This window comes from Exiguobacterium sp. s11, from assembly GCF_018619015.1.
Classification (GTDB): domain Bacteria; phylum Bacillota; class Bacilli; order Exiguobacteriales; family Exiguobacteriaceae; genus Exiguobacterium_A; species Exiguobacterium_A indicum.
Window position 1 is genome coordinate 121501 of sequence record NZ_JACSNF010000002.1, and the last position, 19542, is coordinate 141042.

Here is a 19542-nt window from a genome sequence, read left to right on the forward strand (position 1 = left end):
ATCGCAGAATGGGAAACTGTTCAAAGGGTCACGCAATTCGGTTGACATCGGACGGACAATTCCTTATAGTAAAAGATGTAATTAGCACTCGTTAAAAGTGAGTGCTAACAAAATAAGGTGGTGAAGAAGGTGCTGACGGATCGTCAATTGTTGATTTTACGTGCAATCGTCGATGATTACATCAAGACTGCTCAACCCGTCGGCTCACGGACGCTCTCCAAGCGAGACGACGTGACGTTCAGTTCCGCGACCATTCGTAACGAGATGGCGGACCTCGAAGAGATGGGTCTGATTGAAAAGCCACACACTTCCGCAGGACGGATTCCTTCCGAACTCGGATATCGTTTTTATGTCGACCATCTGATTCGTCCGGAAAGCATCACACCAAAAGAAGCGCAGGCATTGAAATCACTCTTTGCCCATTCCGTGAATGAGAATGATCGGTTGATTCGGCACACAGCAGACCTGTTGAGCGATTTAACCCATTACACGACGCTTGTACTTGGACCAAAAGAAGAGGGACAACGCTTGCATCATCTGGAATTGATTCCTCTTGCCGAAGGTCGTGTCGTCATCGTTCTCGTCACGGAGACAGGACATGTCGAACACAAGACATTGCAATTGAATCAAGCGTTGTCCCAAGAAGCAGCGAGCCGGCTGATGGAACGTCTGAATCAGACGTTACGCGGTACGCCGCTCTCAGCCTTACGCAGTCGTCTGCTCGAGGAAATCCGTCGCTTCCGTTCAGAGCATTCTGAACAGACGGTGTTGCTTTCGAAGGCACTTGATCTCGTATTGACGGATCAAGAGGAACGACCGTTCATTTATCTGGGCGGGAAAGCCAACATGTTCGATCAGCCCGAATTTCAGGACGTCGCAAAACTACGACCTGTTCTCGAGTTGATCGAACAGCAAGAAGCCGTTCTCGACTTCCTACGACCGAATCTCGATAATCAAATCCTGATCACGATCGGGAGTGAGAACAATGTGGATGCATTAAAAGATTGTAGCGTCATCCGGGCCCATTATTCGGTCGACGGTGTCTCGATCGGGACACTCGCCTTGATCGGACCGAAACGGATGGATTACAACCGGGGAATCAACTCGATCATCCATCTACTTCAAGCATTCCAAACCGAATTGCATAAGAACAATTTGGATTGAATATAGAAAGGGGCTCGATTCAGAGTGGAAGAAAAAGAACAGAATCAAAACCTCCAACAAGAAGAAAACGTGACAGAGCCGACTGAAACCGTCGAAGTCACAGAAGAAGAAGTCATCCAAGCGGATCTCGTCGAAGATGAGAAACCAGACTTCGAAGCACAACTCGCAGAAGCAAAAGCTTCAGAGTTACGCCTCCGTGCGGACTTTGAGAACTTCAAACGTCGCAACCGTGTCGAAGCGGAGAACCGCGCGAAGTATTCTTCACAAGCGATTGTCGAAAAGCTATTGCCGCTCGTCGATAACTTGGACCGTGCGCTCCAAATCGAGACAGAAAACGATGAGACGAAATCCGTCTTGACGGGTGTCGAGATGGTAAAACGTCAACTCGTTGAAACGCTTCAAAATGAAGGCGTCGTCGAGATTCCAGCTGTCGGTGAAGCGTTCGATCCGAACTTACACCAAGCGGTCGTTCAAGAAGCGAGCGAAGAACACGAATCAGGTGTCGTCATCGCTGAATTCCAAAAAGGGTACAAATTGCACGATCGTGTGATTCGTCCGAGTATGGTTAAAGTAGCTGAGTAATCAGCAAGTAGGCACTTGAATATTCTAATCATTGAAAGCGAGGAAATAGATCATGGCAAAAATCATCGGTATTGACTTAGGTACAACGAACTCATGTGTTGCAGTAATGGAAGGTGGCGAACCAGTCGTCATCGCTAACGCAGAAGGAAACCGTACGACACCATCTGTCGTCGCATTCAAAAACGGCGAGCGTCAAGTAGGGGAAGTCGCAAAACGTCAAGCGATCACGAACCCGAACACGATCATGTCGATCAAGCGTCATATGGGTACGGACTATAAAGTAGAAGTCGAAGGCAAAGACTACACACCACAAGAAGTCTCTGCGATCATCCTTCAAAAACTAAAAGCGCAAGCAGAAGACTACCTTGGTGAAAAAGTCACAGAAGCTGTCATCACAGTACCTGCTTACTTCAACGATGCAGAACGCCAAGCGACAAAAGATGCTGGTACGATTGCTGGTCTTGATGTAAAACGGATCATCAACGAGCCTACAGCGGCAGCACTCGCATACGGTCTCGAAAAAGGCGAAGATCACACGATCCTCATCTATGACCTTGGTGGCGGTACGTTCGACGTGTCGATCCTTGAACTCGGTGATGGTGTCTTTGAAGTTGTTTCAACTGCTGGTGACAGCCGTCTTGGTGGAGATGATTTTGACCAAAAAATCATCGACCATCTCGTAGCAGAATTCAAAAAAGAAAACGGCATCGATCTTGCTCAAGATAAGATGGCGCTTCAACGTTTGAAAGATGCAGCTGAAAAAGCGAAAAAAGACCTTTCAGGTGTTTCTTCAACACAAATCAGCCTTCCGTTCATCACAGCTGGCGCATCAGGTCCACTTCACTTGGAAATGACGCTTTCACGTGCGAAATTCGATGATCTCACAGCAGATCTCGTTGAACGTACGATGGAACCAACGCGCCGAGCTATGAACGATGCAGGTCTAACACCAGACAAAATCGACAAGATCATCCTCGTTGGTGGTTCGACTCGTATTCCTGCAGTTCAAAAAGCAATCCAGGACTTCACTGGTAAAGAATCGTTCAAAGGAGTTAACCCGGATGAAGTCGTTGCCCTCGGTGCAGCGGTTCAAGGTGGCGTATTGACAGGAGACGTCAAAGACGTCGTTCTTCTCGACGTAACTCCACTCTCACTCGGTATCGAGACAATGGGTGGCGTGATGACAAAATTGATCGATCGCAACACAACGATCCCAACTTCGAAATCACAAGTCTTCTCGACTGCAGCAGACAGCCAACCAGCTGTTGACATCCACGTCCTCCAAGGGGAACGTCCAATGGCAGCAGATAACAAAACACTCGGTCGCTTCCAATTGACGGACATTCCACCAGCACCACGTGGTGTGCCACAAATCGAAGTTAAATTCGACATCGATGCGAACGGTATCGTTAACGTTTCTGCGAAAGATCTCGGAACGAACAAAGAACAGTCGATCACGATCCAATCATCAAGCGGTTTGACTGAAGCGGATATCGAGCAAATGGTCAAAGATGCAGAAGCAAACGCGGACGCAGACAACAAGCGTAAAGAAGAAGTCGAATTACGCAACGAAGCAGACCAACTCGTCTTCGCAACAGATAAAGCAATCAAAGACCTCGGTGAGCAAGTCGCTGACGCTGATAAAGAAAAAGCAGAAGCTGCAAAAGAAAAAGTAACAAAAGCTCTCGAAGGAACAGACATCGAAGCAATCCGTTCTGCAAAAGACGAATTGTCGACAGTCGTTCAAGAGTTGACACAAAAAGTCTACGAGAACATGGCACAGCAACAAGCGGGCGCTGAAGGCGCACAAGCTGGTGGTCAAGACGACAACGTCATGGACGCTGAGTTCGAAGAAGTCGACGAGAAAGACAACAAGTAATTCATCCGACCGATTTTTCGGGCGCTAGAGAGAGCCAAAGCGTATCCGCGCTTTGGCTCTTTCCATGTCGCACGAAGTTCGGTAAAATCAAACAGTATGAAATGAATCGGAATAGAGAGAGGAAGACTGCACGTGGAAAAACGCGATTATTATGAAGTACTAGGCGTCGCGCGCGATGCCTCATCAGCGGAAATCAAACGCGCGTACCGTAAGCTTGCCCGGACGTATCACCCGGACGTCAACAAGGAAGCAGATGCGGATGCGAAATTCAAGGAATTATCGGAAGCGTATGAAGTGTTATCCGATGACAATAAACGAGCACGTTACGACCAATTCGGTCACCAAGATCCATCGCAAGGTGGCGGTGGATTCAGTGGAGCTGAAGGATTCGGAGACATCTTCGACATGTTCTTCGGTGGCGGACGTCGTCAAGATCCAAACGCACCACGTAAAGGACAGGATTTACAATACGTCGAGGAAATCGACTTCATGGAATCGGTCACAGGCGTCGAGAAGACGATCACGATCCCAGTCGAAGAAGATTGCGGTACATGTCATGGTTCGGGTGCTAAACCAGGAACACATCCGGAAACATGTAAACGATGCGGTGGTTCGGGTCACATCAACGTCGAACAAAACACGATGTTCGGTCGTGTCGTCAACCAAACGACATGTTCAACGTGTCATGGCCGTGGACAAATCGTCAATGAGCCATGTGAAACATGTCGTGGAGCCGGTCGCGTTCGTAAAAACAAAGATGTCCGTGTCAAAATTCCAGCAGGGATCGACAATGGGCAACAAATCCGCTTAGCAGGAAAAGGGGAAGCTGGTGTCAACGGTGGACCAGCGGGTGACTTGTATGTCGTCGTTCGTGTCGCAGCACATGAACTGTTCGAACGTGTCGACGATCATATCGTCATGGATATGCCACTTACATTCGCGCAAGCAACACTTGGCGATGAGATCGAAGTGCCAACTGTTCACGGTAAGGTCAGTCTGAAGATTCCAGCCGGAACACAGACAGGATCACGATTCCGTCTCCGCGGAAAAGGGATGCCGAACGTTCGGTCCGGTCACCATGGCGACCAGTACGTCAATGTTGTCGTCATTACACCGAAGAATCTGACGGAACGTCAAAAAGAACTCTTACGGGAATTCAATGAAATCAGCGATGAAAAAGGTGTCGAAGAGCAACACGAAGGTGTCTTCAGCCGGATCAAGACATTCTTCACAGGGTGATCACTACAGAGGAGCGTGACAAGAAATGAAATGGTCAGAGATCTGTGTCCATACGACACAAGAAGCCATCGAAGCAGTTTCAAACATCTTACATGAAGCGGGAGCAAGCGGAGTCGTCATCGAGGACGTCGAAGATTTCGAGATGATGTCCCACCGCGAAGATAACTTCGGTGAAATTTGGGATGAGACGAAACGAGACGAGTATCCGACACAAGGTGTACTCGTGAAGGCGTATCTTGCAGAAAGCAGCGATTTGACGGACACGATCAAAGGCATCGAACATGACATCCAACAGTTGACGAACTTCGGTCTGTCGATTGGCACGGGTGCTGTCACGCTGACTCAAGTAGATGAAGAAGACTGGGCTCATTCATGGAAACAATTCTATAAGCCAGTCAAGATCAGTCGTCATTTGACGGTCGTCCCGATGTGGGAAGACTACACGCCACAGCCGGATGAAAAAATCATCGAGCTCGATCCAGGTATGGCATTCGGAACGGGAACACACCCGACGACGGTTCTCTGTATTCAAGCGATTGAGAACTACTTGCAAGAGCAAGACCGTGTCGTCGATGTCGGAACGGGATCCGGTGTCCTCGCGATTGCAGCAGCGAAGCTTGGGGCAAAAGATGTCTTTGCACTGGATTTAGACGAAGTCGCTGTCAAATCAGCGACAGAAAACGTCGCTTTGAACGAAGTCAGTGAGCAGATCACGGTTCGTCAAGGCGACTTGATGAAGGAATTGAGTGAGCCGGTCGAGTTGATCGTCGCAAACATCTTAGCGGAAGTCATCCTCCTCTTCGTCAAGGATGCCTATACGTTGACGTTACCAGGCGGTCATTTCATCGCTTCCGGTATCATCAGTCAGAAGAAGGATATGGTCGTACAAGCGATGCAAGAAGCAGGATTTACGATCGTCGAGACGACGAAGCTTGAGGACTGGGTCGCGATCATCGCGAAACGGGAGGCGTAAACGCATGCAACGGTATTTCGTCGAGCCCTCGATGCGTCAGGGAGATGTCTTTCATCTCCCGAAAGACGACGCACACCATATGAAAAACGTCATGCGGATGGAAGTCGGCGGAGAGATTCTCGTACTCGACGGGACAGGTCTTTACCGGTGCCGCCTGGAAGCACTCGATAAACAAGCGGCTTCTGCCCGGATCGAAGAGACTTTACCGATCAAGACGGAGTTACCGATTCGTGTGACGATCGCCCATGGATTGCCAAAAGGCGATAAGATCGAACTCGTTGCGCAAAAAGCAACGGAACTCGGGATGCATCAGCTACGGATTTTCGAAGCCGATCGTTCCGTCTCGAAATGGGATCAGAAGAAGGTTCCGAAAAAGATTGAACGCCTCGAAAAAATCGTCAAGGAAGCAGCGGAACAATCGTACCGTGCCCACTTGCCGACAGTCGACTTCGTGGCGTATGATGAAGTCTTACAGGATGCATCGAACTACACGGCTTGTCTGGTTGCCTATGAAGAATCAGCGAAACAAGGGGAGGCCTCCGTCCTCGCTATGACGCTTGCTGGACTGCAAGAAGGAGATTCCCTTCTTGTCGTCATCGGACCTGAAGGTGGGTTCGCTGAAGCAGAAATCGCACGTTTGACGGATGCCGGTTTTAAAAAAGCCGCTCTAGGGCGCCGCATCTTACGGACGGAAACGGCACCGTTGTATGTCCTTTCCGCCGTCTCGTATCATTTTGAATTGAAAGGGTGAACGAAATGGCAACTGTTGCCTTTCAAACGCTTGGCTGTAAAGTCAACCATTACGAAACAGAAGCTGTCTGGCAACTGTTCAAGGACGCTGGCTACGCACGCGTTGATTTTGCTGATCATGCGGACGTGTATGTCGTCAATACATGTACGGTCACGAATACCGGAGATAAGAAAAGTCGCCAAGTCATCCGACGGGCGATTCGCCAAAATCCGGATAGTGTCATCTGCGTAACGGGCTGTTATGCCCAAACGTCTCCTGCTGAGATCATGGCGATTCCTGGCGTTGATGTCGTCGTCGGAACGCAAGATCGGCATAAAATGATTGGATACATCGAACAATTCCGTGAAGAACGCATGCCAATCAATGCGGTCGGAAACATCATGAAAGCCAAAGTCTATGAAGAACTGGATGTACCAGCTTTTACGGACCGGACACGGGCTTCGCTGAAAATTCAGGAAGGTTGTAACAACTTCTGTACGTTCTGTATCATCCCATGGGCACGTGGTCTCATGCGGTCTCGTCAACCGGAAGATGTCTTGAAGCAAGCACAACAGCTCGTTGATGCGGGTTACAAAGAAATCGTCTTGACGGGAATCCATACAGGTGGATACGGAGAAGACTTAAAAGACTACAACTTAGCGAAATTACTTAAAGCACTCGAATCCGTCAATGGACTTGAACGTTTACGCATTTCGTCGATCGAAGCGAGTCAAATCACGGACGAGGTACTCGATGTCCTGAAGGACTCACCAATCGTCGTTCGTCACTTGCACGTTCCGATCCAGTCTGCATCCGATACGGTCCTTCGCCGGATGCGCCGCAAGTATACGATGGCGGAATTCGGAGAACGGATCACGCGTCTGAAGGAAGTCCTGCCTGACTGTGCAATCACGTCGGATGTCATCGTTGGTTTCCCAGGTGAGACGGAAGAAGAGTTCATGGAAACGTTCAACTTCATCAACGATCATAAGTTCAGTGAGTTGCATGTCTTCCCGTACTCGAAACGGACGGGAACACCGGCTGCGATGATGGACGATCAAGTCGAGGAATCGATCAAAGAAGAACGCGTCGCGCGCTTGATTGCCTTATCAGATCAACTCGCGAAGGAATATGCTTCGAAATACGAGGGAGAACTGCTTGAGATCATTCCGGAAGAATTTTCGGAAGAAGCAGGCGGTCGTCTCGTCGGTTACACGGATAACTATCTGCGTGTCGCAATCGAAGGCGATGAGTCAATGATCGGACAACTCGTTCGTGTCAAAATCACGAAAGCCGGCTATCCGATGAATGATGGTCAATTCGTCCGCATCATGCAGACATTAAAAGACGCTGCGGTCTAATCGAAAGGGCAAAGGAAACCTCTGGTTTTCTTTGCCACTTTTTTTGTTTTCATTTCAGGAATGCGCTACACTGAATACAGTTCAATTAAGGAAAGAGGATATCATTCATGCGAATCAACAAATTCATTAGCGAAACGGGCTTTTGCTCAAGACGTGCTGCCGATAAACTGATCGATGCAGGTCGTGTGACGATCAACGGTCTGACAGCAGAACTCGGCTCGCAAGCTGAAGAAACGGACGTCGTCGAAATCGACGGTCAGCCGCTTCAGACAAAACCAAAACCTGTCTACATCGTCTTAAATAAACCAGTCGGCATCACGTGTACGACAGAGCTTGATATCGAAGGAAACATCATCGATTTCGTCAATCATCCGAAGCGGATTTTCCCAATCGGTCGCCTCGATAAAGATTCAGACGGCTTGATTCTGTTGACGAATGACGGTGATGTCGTTAACCGGATCTTACGAGCAGAAAACAATCACGACAAAGAATATATCGTAACCGTCGATGCACCAATTACGGATACGTTCATTCAAGGGATGGCGAGTGGTGTTGACATTCTCGGTACGACAACGAAGGAATGCATCGTTGAACCACTTGAGACACGGACATTCCGGATCATTTTGACGCAAGGGTTAAATCGTCAGATTCGCCGTATGTGTAAAGAGTTCGGCTACCGAGTTAAGCGTCTCCAACGCGTCCGGATCATGAACATCGAGCTTGGCGATTTACCGATTGGTTCTTGGCGAGATTTGACAGAAGAGGAATTACGCGTGTTGTTTACGACGCTTGACGGGCAATAAGGTTCAATGAAAGTCGCCACTGGCGGCTTTCTTCATACATAAGGGGGATGACCGTGGATAAACGGGGTATGACTGCGACATTTGTCGCCTACGTGATTGGTGGACTGTTGCCGATCTACAAAGTATTTGCTGCTGGTATTCCAGCATGGACGGTCGTTTCAATTCGGATATTGAGTGCGTTCATCTTCGTGACGTTGTTACTACGCCTGACGAAGAAATTCCAATTCGTTCGTCAATTATGGCAAAACAAACGCCAGCGCTATACCGTGCTTGCGGCAGGGCTCGTATTAGGTGGGAACTGGTCGCTCTATCTTTACGCCATCGGGGAAGGGTATATCGTTGAGTCGTCACTCGGGTATTACATCAATCCGCTCGTCAGCGTCTTGTTCGGTTTGATCTTTTTTAAGGAACGATTGACGCGTCCGCAAGTGATTGCGATTTTATCAGCAATCATCGGTGTGATGATTTTAACGCTCGGTTATGGTCAATTTCCGATTATCGCCTTTTCACTTGCCGTCTCGTTCGCATTTTACGGTGTACTAAAGAAAAAGGCAGCAGCCGAACCATTATCCGGATTATTTTTAGAGACACTGGTCACGCTCCCGTTCGCTCTCTTGACGCTTGGTGTGACAGATAATCAACCGCTTGCGATGCCGACGAGTGCGCTGGTTGCGATCATCATGCTCGGGATCGCAACAGCAGTCCAATTGATGTTATTCGGATACGGAATGCCGAAAATCCCGTTTGTCTACGTCGGGATTCTCCAATACATTGCCCCGACCCTGACGCTACTCCTTGGAATTTATCTATTTAATGACGTCTTTACGACGATTCACTTCATCGCTTTCCTGTTCATTTGGATTGCTGTTGCTCTCTTTACGATCAGCGGTTTATCGGCAGGAAAAATGCGAATGAAGAAGGTATCATAATGAAAGAAGGGATTACGTGAATCTACCAGGATTCTTTGCGACACTTGTCGCGTATATCATTTGGGGACTCTTACCGCTCTACTGGAAGATGCTCGCCAACGTACCGAGTGAAGAGATACTGGCACACCGGATCATCTGGTCATTCTTATTTCTGCTCATCTTATTATCATTTCAAAAAGCACTTGGGAAGTGGAAAACGGCGTTACGCGATCCGTTCACGCGGCGACTCTTTTTCTTAAACGGACTGATCATCAGTCTGAACTGGTTCATCTATATCTGGGCCGTCAATCATCAATTCATTGTCGAAGCGTCGCTTGGTTATTACATCAATCCGCTTGTCAGCATCGTCTTTGGTGTCGTATTCTTTCGGGAAAAGCTTTCACGGATCGAGTGGATCTCGATTGTCCTTGCGACGATCGGTGTCTTGATTTTGACGATTGGCTACGGCGAGTTTCCATGGATTTCGATCGCACTTGCCTTAAGCTTCGGCTTTTACGGCGTCGTCAAAAAGCGGCGACCACTCGAATCAACGGTCAGTCTGACGCTCGAGACGATGGCGCCGCTTCCGCTGGCTTTGATTTTCCTAGGCTATTGGCAAGTACAAGGGACGTCTTCGATGACCGAATCTGTCGGTACGACGACCGGACTCATCTTGACCGGGATTGTCACCGCTGTTCCACTTTTGTTATTCGGATTCGGGGCACAACGGATTCCGTTCACGTGGGTCGGATTCCTGCAATTCGTCGCACCAACCTTGTCGCTTGGACTCGGTGTGTTGCTGTATCACGAACCATTTACTAAAACGCACATGGTGGCGTTTACATGTATTTGGACAGCAGCAATCGTCTTTACGCTCAATGGTGTCTGGATTCGGAAAAAACAGCTCCGAAAAGTCGCGTAAAAAGATAGAAGTCTGACCTCTTGCGTGATAGAATAAAAACAGAGTCTAAGGGATACCCTTAAGGAGGACAACAAACATGAATTTAGCAGGAATGATCGACCATACGGCACTGAAGCCAGAAACATCACGTGCTCAGATCGAAACACTCTGTAAAGAAGCATTAGAATACAAATTCGCAAGCGTCTGTGTTAACCCAACATACGTCGCGTTAGCAGCAGAACTCTTAAAATCAGATGATGACGTCAAAGTATGTACAGTCATCGGCTTCCCACTTGGAGCAAACACACCAGAAGTAAAAGCATTCGAAACAAAGGATGCGATCCAAAACGGTGCAACTGAAATCGATATGGTTCTCAACATCGGCGCATTAAAAGATGGCGATCTTGAGTTAGTAGAACGTGACATTCGTGCGGTTGTCGAAGCGGCAAACGGTACACTCGTTAAAGTCATCTTCGAAAACTGCCTTCTTACAAAAGAAGAAATCAAAACAGCTGCTGAACTTTCAGTTAAAGCAGGTGCTAACTTCGTGAAGACATCGACTGGTTTCTCAACAGGTGGTGCAACTGTCGAAGACATCCGTCTCATGCGTGAGACAGTTGGTCCTGACATCGGTGTTAAAGCATCTGGTGGCGTTCGTGACTTCGAAGGTGCAAAAGCAATGATCGATGCAGGTGCATCGCGCATTGGCGCATCAGCAGGAATCGCAATCGTTACAGGTGGTACTTCTGATAGCGACTACTAAGAATATCTCAAATGTCCCTCTTTTTTTGAGGGGCATTTTTTTGTTATGGAATTATTCTGAATTTAAATTTTGTATTAAGAAGTCAGACATCGCTTCCGATAATCAGATGTAGAATGTCGGAAGGATGTGGAATGAATGAAACGGTGGAGTGGAATCATACTGGCATCGACACTTAGCCTCGCAGGGTGCGGCAGTGTCATCGATGATCCAGAACGGGCAGTCAAGGAACGAAAGGAAATGGCAGTCGTCTTGTCGGATGTGGGTCTTGGCGATCAATCATTCAGCGATGCGGCGATGAGCGGTATGGCGTTGTTACGCGAGAAGGAAGGTTGGTCAATCGATTACCGAGAGTTGAACGAAACGAAGACCTATAAAGTAGCATTCGAAGCGTTAGCGAAGAAGAAGCCGACCGTCATCGTCGGACTGGGATTCATGGGACAGACGGATCTTGAGACCGTTGCTAAAAAATATCCGAAACAACAATTCGCCTTGATTGATGCTGTATCGACGTTACCGAACGTACTCTCGGTTACGTTCAAAGAGGACGAAGGAAGCTATTTAGCGGGTGCGGCTGCAGGTATCCAAACGAAGACGAATACGATTGGTTTCGTCGGTGGGATGAAGTCACCTCTGATCGAAAAATTCGAAAAAGGATACATAGCTGGCGCAAAAGCCGTCAATCCAAAAACAAAAGTACTCGTCGAATACGCAGAGGACTTTGCAGCGCCTGAAAAGGGACGGACGCTCGCAAACGAAATGATGCAGAAAAAAGCAGACGTGTTATACGCAGCTGCTGGATTGACAGGAAGCGGTGTCCTTGAGGCAGCGCAAACGAAGGGGAAAAAAGCGATCGGTGTCGATAGCGATCAGACCCCGATCGCACCTGACGCTGTCATGACGTCAATGCTAAAACAAGTTGATCTTGCGATCACGAAAATCGGACAAGATGTGGCTGCGAAAGGTCTACAGTCCGGACAAGTCGTCCTGGGTGTCAAAGAAGGGGCAATCCAGTTGGCTCCAATCCGAAACACGAACTTTACGGACGGGGAACGAAAAAAATTAGAGCAGCTACAACAAGACGTGCTCGAAGGTAAGGTGACGATCCAATGACGTTACGGAAACGATTTTTACTCTCCACGTTAGTGACGATTTTGAGTGTCGTCATCTTGATGGGATGGACTTTGTTCCAACTCCGTCAAATTCAGTCCTATAACGAAGATTACGGGAAACAGCTCGTTGAGATCTCAGAGCTTGAAACGAAGCTCTTATATGAACAGGCAGCATGGAACCGACTGGCAAGCCAACCGTCTGAAAGTCAGGCGGAGCAAGTACAGGCACTTAGCAAAAAGAACGAACAAGCCTTGAACCAGTTACAAAAGACGTATTTGATTCCAGCATTTCAAGAAGAGTTGAACCGGGCGGATATGAAATATAAGACGCTTGCTGCGAAACGGACGGAACTGACGGACGCGATGAATCCGATTGAGATTCGCTCCCATGCCGCACGAATCGAAGGTGTGCTCAGTGATCTCTATACGTTACATACGAAAAATGGAGAGTTTTATGATGTCTTACAACGTGAAGCAAAAGACGAGACATTGAACCTGACGCGGACCGTCATGATTGCGACATTCATTCTCCTGATTGGTCTTGCGTTATACAACTGGTACTTCGCACGTAGCATCACGCGACCGATCAGCCGTGTCGTCCGGACAGCAGAACAGATTTCGGACGGAGACTTATCGCAGGAATTAGTCGTATCCGGTCGAAAAGATGAGATTGGTCGACTCGAGACAGCGGTTGCGCAGATGCAAGGAACATTGCATGAGGTCATCGGAACGATCAGTCGTTCGTCGAATACGATTCGTCAGATGAGTACGGAAGCGACGACGGAGAACGCGAACATCGTTGAAGTTTCTGGTAACATGACCCATGCGATCAATGAGATGGCGAGCGGGACACAAACGGTGTCGGACGATATCCAGACGACAGTCAGTACGATGTCCGATATGCAACAGCTCTTTGAAGAGAGTGAACAACGTGCACAAACGGCTTATGCAGAAGGACAGGCGGCCGATCACGTGATGGTTCAAAGTAGTTCCATCATGGAACAACAGGCCGCATCACTACGTGCATCAACAGAACAAAATCGCGAACTTGGTCAGAAACTGGAAGGTTTCTTAGAGCAGACGCAACAAATCGAACAGATGGCGCAACTCGTCGCTGGAGTTTCTGCACAGACGAATTTATTATCACTTAATGCGGCCATCGAGGCGGCGCGGGCTGGGGAAGCCGGTCGTGGATTTGCCGTCGTAGCAAGTGAAGTTAAAAAGTTAGCGGATGAGACAAATGAGGCGACGCGCTCAATCTTCTCACTCGTTCGTTCGATTCGTCAGGATGGTGCTGTCTTACAAGAAGCACTCGTGCAAGCGGAGCGGGAGCAGACGAATCAGGTCGAGAACTTCACACACGTTCAAGAAGCATTCGGTGAGACGCGTCAAAAGGTAGCAAGTGTGACGGAAACGCTCGATTACGTGACGAAACAACTCGTTCATTCGAAACAACAAGCCCGTCATGTCGTTGGTCAAGTCAGTACAGTCAGTGGCGTCATGGAAGAACTTGCAGCCGGAAACGAAGAAATTGCTGCTTCGATGCGTGATCAACAGGCATCGTTCGAACAGATTCATCAATTGATGCAAGAACTCGAATCGACGACGACGTCGCTTGACAGTCAGACACATCAATTCAAAATTTAATGAACACAGCAAAAAGTGCACGCTTTCTCAGGAAGAGAAGGCGTGCACTTTTTCTTGAATCGACTTATTAGACTTATTAGAAGAAGCTTTCTGGATCGAGCTCATTCGTCCGTCCATTCGCATCATACTGGTATCCACCATCGTGGATTTCAAAATGCAAGTGTGGACCAGTTGAGTTACCAGTGCTTCCGAGAACACCGATTTGCTGTCCTTGTTTGACTTGTTGTCCCTGTTTAACGTTTAAGGCATTCATATGAGCATACACGGTCGTATATGTTTTCCCGTCGATATTATGAGAGATATAGACGTGATTTCCGTAAGGACCACCTGAACTTGCTAAGATGACTGTTCCGCTTGCAGACGCAACGATTGGCGAGTTGAGTGGACCAGCGAAGTCTGTTCCGTTGTGGTACGCATAACCATTACTTCCGCTTGCTGCACCCATTCCTTGCGAAACAGAGCCTTGAGCAGGTTTGATGAATTTACCTTTTGCTTTTGAGATGACTTTCGTACTGGCCTTGCTAACAGATGCTGGCGCTGCCGATTGTTTCGCGGCTTTTGCGGCAGCTGCTTTTGCAGCACGAGCTGCCGCTTTTTCAGCTGCTTCCTGTGCCTTCAGTTGGGCCGATGCCTCTTTCAGGCTGAGGATATTGGATTCTATTTTTTTCTTTTGTGACGTCAAGCGTTTCAAAAGGGCTGTTCGTTTTTGTTTCTCTTCTTTCAGTTCACGTTGTTTCTTTTTTAAAACATTACGATCTTCAATCAAGTCTTGGCGTGTCTGCTTCAATTCTTCTTTCGCAGCTGCCAGTTCTTTTTTGTTTGATTCGTAATCTTTTAACAAAGAAGCATCGCTTTCCGCAATCGTATTGAAGGCATTGAAGCGGCTAATCATATCACCGACATCTTTTGCGCCGAAGACGGCTTCAAGCAGCGGGGCATTATCGGCTTTAGACTGACGAACTGCCAGGCGATCACCGAGCATTTTTTCTTGCTTCTTGATTTTCTTTTGTAACTTTTCGATTTTATCTTCTAATCGAGCAATCTGTTTCGTGTTTTCGTCGATCTTCTTTTGATTTTCGACGACTTGTAATGTCAGCCCGTTAATCTGTTGATCCAGGGCGTAGACTTGTTGCTGTGCTTTAGATAATTGATTATTTTTTTGAGACAACGCCTCGCGTTGCTTCGATTGTTGTTGCTGGTTTTGTTGTTGCTTTTCTTTATATGAGCTTGCCGCGTCGACGGGAGTTGTCGTCATGAGCGGACTTGCGAGTAAAGTGAGTGTCATGAGCGATAGCCCGAGTGACTTTCCGAAAGGTCGTTTCATAAACTAAGCGTCATTCCTTTCCCTTGTGAAGTGTTACCTATCCCACTCTAACAAGAAAATCGAAAAATCCACTTTACAATTCTTTTAAAAAAATACAAGAGAAACTAGCAGAAAGTATGAAGAATTTATGAAAATAACGATAGAGAAGTAAAAGGACATGCTTGAATCGTTGATATAGAAGGAAAAATTGAGGAACGATTGATTGATTTCCGAATGATGTCATAGGATATATTTTTGTAACATCATATAAATAGAACGTTTATTAATGTTTGAAAAAGGTATAAGTATAGTTTTTGTGAAATGAAAAAGTGCCCCGAAAGGCACTCAGCACGAATCATTCTTCATAAATCATCTTTCGTGTCATTCCACCGTCTAGGACCAATGTTTCGCCCGTCAAGAAATCGTTATCTGGGTGTGTCAGATAGAGAGCCGCACGAGCGACATCACTTGGTTTTCCGACGCGACCAGCTGGATGTTGACTATGATCTTCAGGTGATAATTCTTGATAGTCACCGGTTTCAATCCAACCAGGAGCAATCGCGTTGACGAGAATTCCGTCTTCTCCAAGTGAGACAGCAAGTGCATGGGTCAGAGCAAAAATGCCACCTTTCGTCGACGCATAGGATTCCGTATGCGGTTCCGACATAAAGGCGCGGGTCGAAGCAAGGTTGATGATTCGACCACCACTTTTACTTTGTTTCAAATAGGGTGTAGCCGCCTTAGTTGTCAAGAAGATGCTACGCAGATTCGTATGATGAACTCGGTCCCATTCCTCAAGCGATAATTCGAGTAATGGTTTTCGAATCATAATTCCAGCGTTGTTGATGACAATGTCGATGCGACCAGTATGTTCAATCGCTTTTTCAATCAACAGTTGAACGTCTTTTTCATGTTGGATATCGAGGTGATAGAAATAAGCCGTACCACCATCTTCTTCAATTTGTTGGACCAATTCGTCTCCTGTCATCTGATCGATATCAGCAAGAACGACATTTGCGCCATGCGCAGCATAGGTGCGGGCGAGTTCTGCACCAATTCCATTCGCAGCTCCTGTAATGATGACGGTTTGATTAACATGATTCATAAAAATCATCCTTTCTGTAACGCTTCTCTCCCTTTTTTACCGTTCCATCATATCCTGAAACCTGACAGGATTATCATCCGTAGGAACAGGGAAATAGAAAAGCGTTGAAGTTACTTTAGAATGGGGGAAAATAGGAATGAAATTCTCGAATCAACAATTAGAAAAACAACAAAATCAATATGCCGAAGATGCAAAAGATTATATCGATCGTCCGAAAAAGACGAATTCGTTGTTACAACGAGCAACTGCAAAGGTAAACAGTAACTCTCGTTTGTCCGTCGTCTTCTCACCGTTGACGTTATTCGTCGATATGATTCGCGCGTACCAATCAGGTGAATATCGCAACATTCGTCGTACGACGATCTTAAAAGTAATCGGAGCGTTGATTTACCTCGTGTCACCGATTGACCTCGTACCTGATTTCGTACTCGGATTTGGTTTCGCAGACGATATCGCGGTCATCCTTTTCGTCACGAAAACAGTCTTTGAAGAATTGACACGTTTCAGTGACTGGCAAGATGAACAACAAAAGCGCCGTACGCAACCAGTACAAAGTGAGGATGCGTATTAATCAAATAGATGATCCGAGCGACTTCACTATGAGAAGTCGCTCTTTCTGATGTAAAAAGAGCCGTTTCCTGTACGCCTTCTTGAAAGTTCGATACACTAGAAATAGTTGGTAAAGGGGGAGGAGGGACGAAGATGGGACATCACTGGATGGAGTCATACGGTTATATTGGCATCATGATGACGCTCATGTTTCCATTCATACCGAGCGAAGTGCCGCTAGCGTATGCCGGATATCTCGTCCACACGGCACAGGCGAATCTGCTATTCATGTTGTTCCTCGCTGTAGTGAGCTTCGTCATTAGTCAGAACCTCTTCTTTACGATTGGTCAGTTCGGGAGTGAACGGTTATTGAACCGTTTATTCAAATGGTTTCGGATTTCGGAAACAAAAATGCTTCAGTTTCAGACACAAATGGAGACGAAGGGACGCTATATTCTCCTTCTGTCCCCGATGTGGCGCATCGGATTTGCGATTGGTGCCGGTCTGACTGGTGTTTCACGCTGGACGTTTACCGTCGTGACGACGATTTCCTTTTTCCTTTGGTCGGCGATCTTCATTTGGGGCGGGAAAGCCGTCGGGCATGAATGGCGAAAATTGCACCATCTCAATCATCCAATAGTTTGGATTGGTTTAGGTGTGTTGATTACGGTTGGCTACTTGATTCAAAAAAAGAGAAAAGCAAAAAAAGAAATCTAAAAGGAGTGGGAACATGGGAATTATCTTATTCGATATTGACGGTACATTGATCGATTCAACGGAACAGATGACAGAAGCAATCCATCGGGCGATGGAGGACATGCCGCATCTTCCAAAACCTTCTAAAGCTAGTGTACAAGCAAGTTATGGTTTAGCAGGAAGTGCCTTTTGGCGTAAGGCGATTCCGGAAGCCTCAGAAGAGGATATTCGGTTGATTCGTAAAAAAAGACATGGTCATCTAGAAGCGACGATGGCAGAACAGAATGTCTTGTTTGATGGAATTCGATCCTTATTAGAAGCGCTAGTGTCTGCAGGACATACCATTTCAACAGCGAGTAATTGTGGCAACCACTATCTTAACCTTGTGCTGGATAGTCAAGACATTCGTTCGTTTTTCACGAGTCCGAAATGCTTAGAATCCGTCAACGGGAAAGAAAAGGCGGATATTTTACGAGCGCACCGTGAGGAGTTTGGGGAAGAGTCCTACTGGATGATCGGGGATCGGTCTTCCGATGTGGAAGCGGCTCGTAAGGAAAAGATGCCGGTCGTTTTATGCCAGTACGGTTTTGGGACACAATCCGAGTGGGATTCGGCAGACCATGTCATCGAGTCACCGCTTGACTTACTGACAGTGATCAAATAAATGCACCAAAAAGCCAAGCCGATCCGTCGATTTTTTAGACGGTCGGCTTGGCTTTTTTGTGATGAGAGAACGATAACGATGAACTTACTCGAAATCCAGTCGGTATGGTTCTGCACTCATCCATGGACGGAATCTCCGGAAGAGTAGGTGGAACACTAGACAAAGGATGACCGGCAAGAAGATGAATAATCCCAGAACAAATGTCATGTTGAACAATGTCCAGCCTCCTGACATCAGATGTAACGCATTGATCGGACCGATTAATCCAGACATTCCGAAGCCGGCACTAAACGGTGTACCTTGGACGCCGAGCATTCCTGCTAGTGCGCCAAGGATAGCAGCACTACACATGACAGGAAGAATCATCAAGGGATTACGGATGAAGTTCGCCATCTGGATTTTAGGAGAACCAAGAAAATGAGCAATCGACGTTCCGCGCGAATTGGCTTGCCACCCGGCAATCGCAAGACCGAATCCAGCGGCACAGACGCCTAGATTTGCAGCTCCGGCGGCAACACCCGATAGACTGATGGCGGTCGCAATACCGACCGTTGAAAGCGGAGAGACGATCAGTACGGAAAAAGTAATCGCAATCAGAATACCCATTAAGACGGGTTGAAGTGCCGTAAAGTCTGAGATGACATGTCCGATCGCTGTCGTGATCCGTGTCACGAACGGATACGTCAAAACACCAATCCCACCGGCACCGACAATCAAAATCGTTGGCATGACAAGCACCGTATACGTCTTGAAACGTTCACCGATCAATAAGACGATTGCCGTCGCAACAGCTGCCGTCAGTCCGGCATTGATGACGTCGCCCGTGCCGACGAAAACGAAGGTCGCATCTGCACGAGTTGCAACGCCTGAGCCAACGACCGTCGCGAGTCCAATCGACGTGGTCGCAATCGGTGTCACTTTAAATTGCATGGCTACGGCAACACCAATCACCATCGGCAAAAGGCGCATCGCGAGTGTAGTGGCATCTAAAACATGCTGGGCTCCGGATACGTATGGCAACAACGCCTTAGCGAGTTCACCGAGTAGTGCTCCCGGAATGAGGGCAACGAGAATTCCGATACTGAGTCCGTTTAAAACATGAACAGCGAATTGACGTGGCTGACGCAAAATAGATGAATCCATACAAGTCCTCTCCTTATGTAATG

The 19542-nt window shown here is 47.5% G+C and carries 19 protein-coding genes; 16 read left to right on the plus strand and 3 right to left on the minus strand.

Going from position 1 to position 19542, the window contains the following annotated elements:
• Positions 1-129: 129 nt before the first annotated feature.
• The 13 genes from hrcA to KNQ12_RS08340 all read left to right on the plus strand — a co-directional run bounded on the left by hrcA (position 130) and on the right by KNQ12_RS08340 (position 14059).
• Positions 130-1164, plus strand: coding sequence for a heat-inducible transcriptional repressor HrcA (gene hrcA, locus KNQ12_RS08280; RefSeq protein WP_023467439.1), 1035 nt, complete (start codon positions 130-132; stop codon positions 1162-1164).
• 24 nt (positions 1165-1188) lie between these two features.
• Entirely contained in the window at positions 1189-1746 is a 558-nt protein-coding gene (grpE, locus tag KNQ12_RS08285; RefSeq protein WP_214747491.1) for a nucleotide exchange factor GrpE, read from the plus strand.
• Positions 1747-1798: 52 nt separating this feature from the next.
• Positions 1799-3625, plus strand: coding sequence for a molecular chaperone DnaK (gene dnaK / locus KNQ12_RS08290; protein ID WP_035398411.1), 1827 nt, complete (start codon positions 1799-1801; stop codon positions 3623-3625).
• Positions 3626-3757: 132 nt separating this feature from the next.
• Positions 3758-4864 (plus strand): molecular chaperone DnaJ, encoded by a 1107-nt coding sequence (dnaJ, locus tag KNQ12_RS08295; protein ID WP_214747494.1) that lies wholly within the window; start codon positions 3758-3760, stop codon positions 4862-4864.
• 25 nt (positions 4865-4889) lie between these two features.
• Complete coding sequence (gene prmA, locus KNQ12_RS08300; protein ID WP_029341002.1) at positions 4890-5837, plus strand: 50S ribosomal protein L11 methyltransferase; 948 nt, start codon at positions 4890-4892, stop codon at positions 5835-5837.
• Between the two features lie 4 nt (positions 5838-5841).
• Positions 5842-6588 (plus strand): 16S rRNA (uracil(1498)-N(3))-methyltransferase, encoded by a 747-nt coding sequence (locus KNQ12_RS08305; protein WP_214747497.1) that lies wholly within the window; start codon positions 5842-5844, stop codon positions 6586-6588.
• A gap of 5 nt (positions 6589-6593) precedes the next feature.
• Positions 6594-7928, plus strand: coding sequence for a tRNA (N(6)-L-threonylcarbamoyladenosine(37)-C(2))-methylthiotransferase MtaB (gene mtaB / locus KNQ12_RS08310; RefSeq protein WP_023467445.1), 1335 nt, complete (start codon positions 6594-6596; stop codon positions 7926-7928).
• 107 nt (positions 7929-8035) lie between these two features.
• A complete protein-coding gene (rluF, locus tag KNQ12_RS08315) occupies positions 8036-8731 on the plus strand; it encodes a 23S rRNA pseudouridine(2604) synthase RluF (protein WP_174316047.1) in 696 nt (231 codons plus the stop codon).
• 47 nt (positions 8732-8778) lie between these two features.
• Positions 8779-9660 (plus strand): EamA family transporter RarD, encoded by an 882-nt coding sequence (rarD, locus tag KNQ12_RS08320; protein WP_251055772.1) that lies wholly within the window; start codon positions 8779-8781, stop codon positions 9658-9660.
• 16 nt (positions 9661-9676) lie between these two features.
• The gene (rarD, locus tag KNQ12_RS08325; RefSeq protein WP_023467448.1) at positions 9677-10561 is read left to right on the plus strand and encodes an EamA family transporter RarD; all 885 of its coding nucleotides are present in this window, start codon (positions 9677-9679) and stop codon (positions 10559-10561) included.
• Between the two features lie 76 nt (positions 10562-10637).
• Complete coding sequence (gene deoC / locus KNQ12_RS08330) at positions 10638-11303, plus strand: deoxyribose-phosphate aldolase (RefSeq protein ID WP_023467449.1); 666 nt, start codon at positions 10638-10640, stop codon at positions 11301-11303.
• A gap of 135 nt (positions 11304-11438) precedes the next feature.
• Positions 11439-12413, plus strand: coding sequence for a BMP family lipoprotein (locus KNQ12_RS08335; protein ID WP_023467450.1), 975 nt, complete (start codon positions 11439-11441; stop codon positions 12411-12413).
• Positions 12410-14059, plus strand: a complete 1650-nt coding sequence (locus KNQ12_RS08340) for a methyl-accepting chemotaxis protein (RefSeq protein WP_023467451.1) — start codon at positions 12410-12412, stop codon at positions 14057-14059. The genes KNQ12_RS08335 and KNQ12_RS08340 overlap by 4 nt, the downstream gene beginning before the upstream one ends.
• A gap of 76 nt (positions 14060-14135) precedes the next feature.
• Here KNQ12_RS08340 and KNQ12_RS08345 read toward each other — a convergent pair whose 3' ends face one another.
• Both KNQ12_RS08345 and KNQ12_RS08350 read right to left on the minus strand, forming a co-directional pair.
• Positions 14136-15344, minus strand: a complete 1209-nt coding sequence (locus KNQ12_RS08345; RefSeq protein ID WP_251137744.1) for a murein hydrolase activator EnvC family protein — start codon at positions 15342-15344, stop codon at positions 14136-14138.
• A 373-nt stretch (positions 15345-15717) separates the two neighbouring features.
• Positions 15718-16467 carry an SDR family NAD(P)-dependent oxidoreductase gene (locus KNQ12_RS08350; protein ID WP_023467453.1) on the minus strand — a complete coding sequence of 250 codons (750 nt, stop codon included), beginning with the start codon at positions 16465-16467 and terminating at the stop codon, positions 15718-15720.
• A gap of 136 nt (positions 16468-16603) precedes the next feature.
• Between KNQ12_RS08350 and KNQ12_RS08355 the strand changes: the two genes are divergently transcribed.
• The 3 genes from KNQ12_RS08355 to KNQ12_RS08365 all read left to right on the plus strand — a co-directional run bounded on the left by KNQ12_RS08355 (position 16604) and on the right by KNQ12_RS08365 (position 18376).
• Positions 16604-17038 carry a YkvA family protein gene (locus KNQ12_RS08355; protein WP_023467454.1) on the plus strand — a complete coding sequence of 145 codons (435 nt, stop codon included), beginning with the start codon at positions 16604-16606 and terminating at the stop codon, positions 17036-17038.
• Positions 17039-17169: 131 nt separating this feature from the next.
• Positions 17170-17733, plus strand: a complete 564-nt coding sequence (locus KNQ12_RS08360) for a DedA family protein (protein ID WP_035398399.1) — start codon at positions 17170-17172, stop codon at positions 17731-17733.
• A 13-nt stretch (positions 17734-17746) separates the two neighbouring features.
• Positions 17747-18376, plus strand: a complete 630-nt coding sequence (locus tag KNQ12_RS08365) for an HAD family hydrolase (RefSeq protein WP_214747502.1) — start codon at positions 17747-17749, stop codon at positions 18374-18376.
• An 84-nt stretch (positions 18377-18460) separates the two neighbouring features.
• Here KNQ12_RS08365 and KNQ12_RS08370 read toward each other — a convergent pair whose 3' ends face one another.
• On the minus strand, positions 18461-19519 hold the full coding sequence (locus KNQ12_RS08370; protein WP_058265069.1) for a PTS sugar transporter subunit IIC: 1059 nt from the start codon (positions 19517-19519) through the stop codon (positions 18461-18463).
• Between the last annotated feature and the right edge of the window lie 23 nt (positions 19520-19542).

Excerpts from the sequence above, each read along its gene's own strand:
- dnaK (WP_035398411.1), top strand. The coding sequence starts at position 1,799 with ATGGCAAAAATCATCGGTATTGACTTAGGTACAACGAACTCATGTGTT.
- mtaB (WP_023467445.1), top strand. The coding sequence starts at position 6,594 with ATGGCAACTGTTGCCTTTCAAACGCTTGGCTGTAAAGTCAACCATTAC.
- KNQ12_RS08360 (WP_035398399.1), top strand. The coding sequence starts at position 17,170 with ATGGGACATCACTGGATGGAGTCATACGGTTATATTGGCATCATGATG.
- KNQ12_RS08365 (WP_214747502.1), top strand. The coding sequence starts at position 17,747 with ATGGGAATTATCTTATTCGATATTGACGGTACATTGATCGATTCAACG.
- deoC (WP_023467449.1), top strand. The coding sequence starts at position 10,638 with ATGAATTTAGCAGGAATGATCGACCATACGGCACTGAAGCCAGAAACA.
- KNQ12_RS08355 (WP_023467454.1), top strand. The coding sequence starts at position 16,604 with ATGAAATTCTCGAATCAACAATTAGAAAAACAACAAAATCAATATGCC.
- rarD (WP_251055772.1), top strand. The coding sequence starts at position 8,779 with ATGACCGTGGATAAACGGGGTATGACTGCGACATTTGTCGCCTACGTG.
- KNQ12_RS08370 (WP_058265069.1), bottom strand. The coding sequence starts at position 19,519 with ATGGATTCATCTATTTTGCGTCAGCCACGTCAATTCGCTGTTCATGTT.
- KNQ12_RS08305 (WP_214747497.1), top strand. The coding sequence starts at position 5,842 with ATGCAACGGTATTTCGTCGAGCCCTCGATGCGTCAGGGAGATGTCTTT.
- KNQ12_RS08340 (WP_023467451.1), top strand. The coding sequence starts at position 12,410 with ATGACGTTACGGAAACGATTTTTACTCTCCACGTTAGTGACGATTTTG.
- KNQ12_RS08350 (WP_023467453.1), bottom strand. The coding sequence starts at position 16,467 with ATGAATCATGTTAATCAAACCGTCATCATTACAGGAGCTGCGAATGGA.
- prmA (WP_029341002.1), top strand. The coding sequence starts at position 4,890 with ATGAAATGGTCAGAGATCTGTGTCCATACGACACAAGAAGCCATCGAA.
- rluF (WP_174316047.1), top strand. The coding sequence starts at position 8,036 with ATGCGAATCAACAAATTCATTAGCGAAACGGGCTTTTGCTCAAGACGT.
- KNQ12_RS08335 (WP_023467450.1), top strand. The coding sequence starts at position 11,439 with ATGAAACGGTGGAGTGGAATCATACTGGCATCGACACTTAGCCTCGCA.
- KNQ12_RS08345 (WP_251137744.1), bottom strand. The coding sequence starts at position 15,344 with ATGACACTCACTTTACTCGCAAGTCCGCTCATGACGACAACTCCCGTC.